This is a genomic window from Syntrophorhabdaceae bacterium (assembly GCA_028698615.1).
Taxonomy (GTDB): domain Bacteria; phylum Desulfobacterota; class Syntrophorhabdia; order Syntrophorhabdales; family Syntrophorhabdaceae; genus Delta-02.
In genome coordinates, this window is the sequence record JAQVWF010000011.1 from 73,280 (window position 1) to 79,279 (window position 6,000).

The window sequence follows — 6,000 nt, forward strand, 5'->3', positions numbered from 1 at the left end:
GGGGCTTCTTTATGTGAGGTTGCTTCATGGATAGCACGGGTTCACCATCCGGCGGCAGCCGCTGCCGGCTGAGTACGACCGACACGTATCACAGGGAAGATCTCGAGACCCTTGGCTGGGAATTGACTGTGTGTAATTCCCTTTATCCCGCCGACACCCCGATACGACGTATACTCAAGCACAACGCATCCTACGGGCACCTTCTCTTTGACCATCTCCGTCGCTTCGTTCCTCTTGAGCGGATGGCAGCTATTTTGGAGATTGGGGGCGGTTACGGTTATCTCATGAAGGATTTCCTCTCGAGGAATCCCAGGTTGCGTCCCTGCATGGTCGATATCTCACCGACGCTGCTGGAGAAACAGAGGGAAACTCTGACCGGGCATGAGGTGTCCTATCTGCTCGAAGATGCCCTCGAAACGGACTCCGCCATTTTTCAGCGCCACGAGCTGGCGATTCTGAACGAGAATCTGGGGGACTTTCCAACGGCCCTGGATATCGAACATCCGATTCTCGAAAGGGGCGCCGGGGAGGTTGATGACGTGATTGCAAAGGTGCGGCGCTTCTTCGACACGTACGGTCTTGAAAGACCTGCCGCGACCTTCAATTTTAATCTTGGAGCAATGGAGATGGTCGAGAAGCTTTGTTTGTCGGGGATACCATATATCTTTATCGGCGAACACAGTTGCGAGGCGGTGGTCCCTCCAGCGCTGGGGCCGTTCATTACCATCGCCTCAGACGGAAATCCGCGCCGCATCCCTCTTAAGGGACACGACGAATACACCATCAGATTCTCCTATCTGCAGGGAATAGCGGAATACCACGGCTACAGGACCTATCGCGGCCCCTTTGCCGATTACATCGTTCCCAACATCACCGAAGGATTAAAGGCCGTTCTTGCGACAAGGGGTTTTTACAGCGACAGGGAAGAGGTGGTCTGCCATTTTGTTGGCGACCTTTACGAGTATGAGTACCTCATCATGGCAAAAAGGGTTTAGGAAGTTCAGGTCCACTTTTCGTGCGGAAGGTCTGGAATTTCAGCAGTGGATAGACGGGAGTTGTCGGCTCCACGTCACATGCGGCGAAGGGAGTTTTTTATTTGACAACCATGGGCAAGTTATATAATTATTTCGCTTGTTCTTTGTCTTGGGGAAAATGCAAAACATTCAATAATTGTAAGAATTAACAAAAACAAAACTGGGAAGGGGAGGTTGTAAAGATGTCAGATCAAAAGGTAATGAATCGTTGGCTTGTGGTCATAGGCGCCATCCTGATGCAATTATGCCTCGGGGCGATATATGCGTGGTCTGTGTTTACCCCAAAACTGGTCGACCAGGCGGGTAAGTACGGGTTCAGCGCAACTCAGGCCGCATGGATCTTTTCAGTCGGCATACTTATCTTTGCCTTTACCATTATTGTGTCAGGAAGAATGATGGTAAAGGTCGGGCCAAGGAAACTGTCAATTGCAAGCGCAATTGTTCTTGGCGGCGGGTATGTCCTCGGTGGTTTGTTCGGGAGCACTTTCTTGAGTCAGCTCGTCTTCATAGGGTTGATTGGCGGTGTCGGCATTGGTCTTGGTTATGTCGTTCCCATCGCCGTTGGCGTCAAGTGGTTTCCCGACAAGAAGGGTTTGGTAACGGGTCTTGCGGTGGCTGGCTTCGGTTTTGGTGCGACATTGTGGGTCAAATCGGCGGGTAGCTGGTTCCGCCTCCTTGACAGGCTTGATTTCTTCGGTCTCGGTGGGGTTCAGAGCGTCTTCCTCCTTTACGGCGTCATCTTTTTCGTCCTTGTTTTCCTGGGGAGCTTTGTCATGATCGATCCTCCCGCCGGTTACGCTCCTGCGGGATGGAAGCCGCCGGAGCCCACAGCGGGTGGCTCGGCCTCGGGAATGGTCGATTTCATGCCCGGTGAAATGATGAAAAAACCGCAGTTCTACATGACGTGGTTCACATTTCTGTTCTCGTCGATGGCGGGACTCATGGTTATCTCCTGCATTGCCCTGCTCGGCATGGACGCGCTCAGCGCGAACGGGGTGGCAAAGGATGTCGCGCGCGGTGTTGCCGGTACAGCCATGGCGTGGTATGCGATATTGAATGGGCTGGGCCGTATCGTGTGGGGAACAGTCTCAGACAAGATCGGCAGAAAGACGTCCATCTTCCTGATGTGTCTGTTTCAGGGCATCATCATGTTCCTTTTCTACAAGATGAGCGGTACCGCTACGACACTTATCATAGGCGCATGCATCATCGGCTTCAATTTTGGCGGGAACTTTGCTCTCTTTCCTGCAATTACGGCTGACTACTTTGGAAACAAGAATGTTGGGCTCAATTATGGATATGTGTTTGTGTCCTACGGTATTGCGGGTGTTCTTGGCCCGCAGATAGCCGGGTTCTTCAAAGACGCAGCCAAGGGGAGCACTGACCCGTCAGTGTGGATCACTCCTCTGATGATCGCCGGAGTGGCATGTTTCGCGGGCGCATTTGTCACGCTGCTCCAGAAGACACCGAAGAAGGCATAGAACCGGAAGGGAAATAGTGCAGATAAAGAAAAGGCGCCGGGCGTATCGGCGCCTTTTCTTATAAATGTTCTTCCAGGGAGGGCCCGCCGGCCTTGCTGTATGGCTGTTGATGAAAGGGCACTGTATTGTCTGCAGCATGCTTTGTAATTGAAAAGAAGTGAGACCCTCCCAGAGCGCTGAAAAAAGATTTCCATTTTTTGTTTCATGATATCGACACGTTACAAATATATGAGGAAATCTGGGGGCAAAATGTGGACATTTTGGCGATTTTCGTCAGATAAGAGAGTCCTCGGAAGGGCGGTTATTTCCTGATAATGCGCAAAAAAGCTCTTGACATAGAAGGGGTAATCGTTTAATATAGCACTGCTTTTTGCGCCATTTATGACCCATATCCCTTTGTAACAAGGGATAATTTTTTTGGAGGTATTGATGCCTACTATTAACCAATTAGTGAGGCTTGGGAGAGAAGCCGTCAAAAAGAAGAGCTCATCTCCCGCCCTGACAAACTGCCCTCAGAAGAGGGGAGTTTGCGTGAGGGTTTATACGACGACACCCAAAAAACCGAACTCGGCATTGAGGAAGGTCGCCCGTGTGAGGCTTACGAACAGTATCGAGGTCACAACGTACATCCCCGGCATTGGTCACAACCTTCAGGAACACTCTGTGGTGCTGATCAGGGGCGGCAGGGTAAAAGACTTGCCCGGCGTGAGGTACCATATAATCAGAGGGTCTCTCGATGCCAGCGGTGTTGCGAACAGGAAGAAGAGCAGGTCCAAGTATGGGGCAAAGAAACCGAAACAATAAATAGGGAGCATAAGAAATGCCACGCAAAGGACACATATCGAAACGGGAAAAAACACCCGATCCAAAGTATAACGACATGATGGTTCAGAGGCTTATCAACTGTGTAATGCTCGACGGCAAGAAAAGCACAGCGTCGGGGATCGTGTACGGTGCCATAACCCTTATCGAGGAACGACTGAAAGAAGAAGGTCTCAAGGTTTTTCACAAGGCCCTCGACAATATCAAGCCGGAGATCGAGGTCAAGGCGAGACGTGTCGGCGGCGCCACCTACCAGGTACCTGTAGAAGTCAGGCTCAACAGAAAGCTCTCTCTCGGCATACGATGGCTTATCCGTTACTCGCGGGCGCGTTCAGAGAAGTCGATGATGGAAAGGCTCGCGGGCGAGTTGATCGATGCCTACAACAATAAGGGAAGCGCGGTCAAGAAGAGAGAAGATACCCACAAGATGGCAGAAGCCAACAAGGCGTTCGCCCACTACAGGTGGTAGCAGGTCTATAATGAACAATCGAGTAAGAAATGTGGGGATCATGGCGCACATCGATGCGGGCAAGACGACTGCAACGGAGCGGATCCTCTTTTATACCGGCGTCAACAATAGGATTGGTGAGGTTGACGATGGTGCGGCAACGATGGACTGGATGGAACAGGAAAAAGAGCGCGGAATTACTATCACCTCCGCCGCAACCACCTGCTTCTGGCGGGACCATCGGGTCAATATTATCGATACACCGGGACACATAGACTTCACCATCGAGGTCGGCAGGTCGCTTCGTGTCCTTGATGGAGCGGTCGCCCTTTTTTCGGGGGTCGAAGGCGTGGAGCCTCAGTCGGAGACAGTCTGGAGACAGGCGGACCGGTACGGCGTACCCCGCATAGGCTTCATCAACAAGATGGACAGACCGGGCTCGGACTTTGAAAAATGCACCGACATGATGCGCGAGATCCTGAAGGCAAACCCGCTTACGCTTCAGATACCTCTCAAGAACGGTGACGAGTTTATCGGGGTCATAGACATCATTGCAGAGAAAATGAACAGGTACGATAAGGATCGTCTGGGTCTCGACTGCGCCGACGAGGACGTTCCCGAGGAGTACAAAGACAAGGTCCGTGCTCTCAGGGAGACAATGCTCGAAACCCTGTCGGAGATCGATGACAACCTCATGGCACAGTACCTTGACGGCGGGCACATCAGTAACGACGTGATCAGGAACGTGATCAGGAAGGGGACGCTGGAAGGAAAGATCCTGCCCGTCCTGTGCGGCAGCGCCTTCAAGAATAAAGGCATACAGCCGCTGCTGGACGCCATCGTCGACTATCTGCCTTCACCGGATGATGTTTCACCATATCAGTGCTGGACGGCAGAAGGGGAAGAGAAGAGCCTCAAAGGCGTCGCAGAGGAACCCATGAGCGCCCTCGTCTTCAAGATCATGACGGATCCCTTCGTCGGGCACTTGAGCTACATCCGGGTCTATTCCGGTGAACTCAGTACAGGCGAGACCATAACGAACATTTCACGGGACAAGACCGAGCGCGTAGGAAGGATCCTGAGACTTCATGCGAACAAACGCGAGGACGTGAAAAAGGTCAGTGCGGGCGACATTTGCGCCATCGTGGGATTGAAGGGCGCCGTTACGGGCGATACCCTTGTATCCGGGGGTCACGACGTCGTTTTCGAGACCATCGAGATCCCTTCACCTGTTTTGTCCTGTGCCATCACACCCAAGAAAAAGGACGATTTGAAAAAGATGTGGCTGGTGTTCAACAAGTATACCGTTGAGGATCCGTCACTGACCGTCAAGCTTGACGCAGAAACAGGCGAAGTTATCCTGTCAGGGATGGGCGAGCTCCATCTTGAGATCGTCATGGACAGGGCGAAGAGAGAGCATAACCTCGAGATGGTCACCTCGCCGCCGCAGGTTGCCTATCGTGAGACCATCACCAGGGCGGCCTCGGCTGTTGGAAAATATATAAAGCAGTCAGGCGGCCGGGGTCAGTACGGCCATGTGGTCATCAATATAGCGCCCCATGACGGAGCTGATTTTGTTTTCGAGAACAAGATTGTGGGCGGAGCTATACCAAGAGAATACATAGGCAGCATCGAGACGGGCATCAGGGAAGCGCTCGAAAAAGGGGTGTACCTTGGATATCCTCTTATTAACATTAAAGTGGAGCTCACCGACGGTTCCTTCCATGATGTCGATTCCTCGGAGCTGGCATTCAAGCTTGCAGGATCCATCGCGGTGAAAGAGGCGGTATTGAAGGCGAACCCCGTGGTTCTCGAACCCATCATGAAGGTCGACATCCATTGCCCGCAGGAGTCGATGGGTTCCGTGATCGGAGACGCCACGTCCCGCAGGGGCAGGGTACTCGAAGTGGGGGAGCGCAACGGATTCAAACATATCCTTTCCCATATACCCCTTGATGAGATGTTCGGCTACACCACGCAGCTGAGGTCTTTGACGCAGGGACGCGGTTACTCCAATATGGAATTCTTTCATTACCATCCCGTACCATCCAACATATTAGAGAATTTAAAAAGAAAAGATAAATTTGCCACGGAGGTCCTCTATGGGTAAGAAAAAGTTTGAACGGACGAAACCACATGTGAACATAGGAACCATCGGACATATAGATCACGGGAAGACCACCCTGACGAGTGCCATTACCCGGTGTCTTTCCCA

General features: G+C 52.1%; 6 protein-coding genes. All 6 read left to right on the plus strand.

Annotated features, from left to right (window positions below):
- Nucleotides 1–26: 26 nt before the first annotated feature.
- Entirely contained in the window at nucleotides 27–995 is a 969-nt protein-coding gene (locus tag PHC90_06190) for a hypothetical protein (GenBank protein MDD3845936.1), read from the plus strand.
- A 221-nt stretch (nucleotides 996–1,216) separates the two neighbouring features.
- Nucleotides 1,217–2,515: an OFA family MFS transporter gene (locus PHC90_06195; protein MDD3845937.1), complete on the plus strand. Its 1,299-nt coding sequence runs from the start codon at nucleotides 1,217–1,219 to the stop codon at nucleotides 2,513–2,515.
- A gap of 429 nt (nucleotides 2,516–2,944) precedes the next feature.
- Nucleotides 2,945–3,319 carry a 30S ribosomal protein S12 gene (rpsL, locus tag PHC90_06200; protein MDD3845938.1) on the plus strand — a complete coding sequence of 125 codons (375 nt, stop codon included), beginning with the start codon at nucleotides 2,945–2,947 and terminating at the stop codon, nucleotides 3,317–3,319.
- Nucleotides 3,320–3,335: 16 nt separating this feature from the next.
- Nucleotides 3,336–3,806: a 30S ribosomal protein S7 gene (gene rpsG / locus PHC90_06205; GenBank protein MDD3845939.1), complete on the plus strand. Its 471-nt coding sequence runs from the start codon at nucleotides 3,336–3,338 to the stop codon at nucleotides 3,804–3,806.
- A gap of 10 nt (nucleotides 3,807–3,816) precedes the next feature.
- Nucleotides 3,817–5,895 (plus strand): elongation factor G, encoded by a 2,079-nt coding sequence (gene fusA / locus PHC90_06210; protein ID MDD3845940.1) that lies wholly within the window; start codon nucleotides 3,817–3,819, stop codon nucleotides 5,893–5,895.
- Nucleotides 5,888–6,000: GTP-binding protein (locus tag PHC90_06215; protein ID MDD3845941.1), on the plus strand; the 113-nt coding region annotated here is incomplete at its 3' end. The genes fusA and PHC90_06215, both read left to right, overlap by 8 nt.

Coding starts and splice junctions, on each gene's coding strand:
- PHC90_06190 (MDD3845936.1), top strand. CDS start 27: ATGGATAGCACGGGTTCACCATCCGGCGGCAGCCGCTGCCGGCTGAGT.
- PHC90_06195 (MDD3845937.1), top strand. CDS start 1,217: ATGTCAGATCAAAAGGTAATGAATCGTTGGCTTGTGGTCATAGGCGCC.
- rpsL (MDD3845938.1), top strand. CDS start 2,945: ATGCCTACTATTAACCAATTAGTGAGGCTTGGGAGAGAAGCCGTCAAA.
- rpsG (MDD3845939.1), top strand. CDS start 3,336: ATGCCACGCAAAGGACACATATCGAAACGGGAAAAAACACCCGATCCA.
- fusA (MDD3845940.1), top strand. CDS start 3,817: ATGAACAATCGAGTAAGAAATGTGGGGATCATGGCGCACATCGATGCG.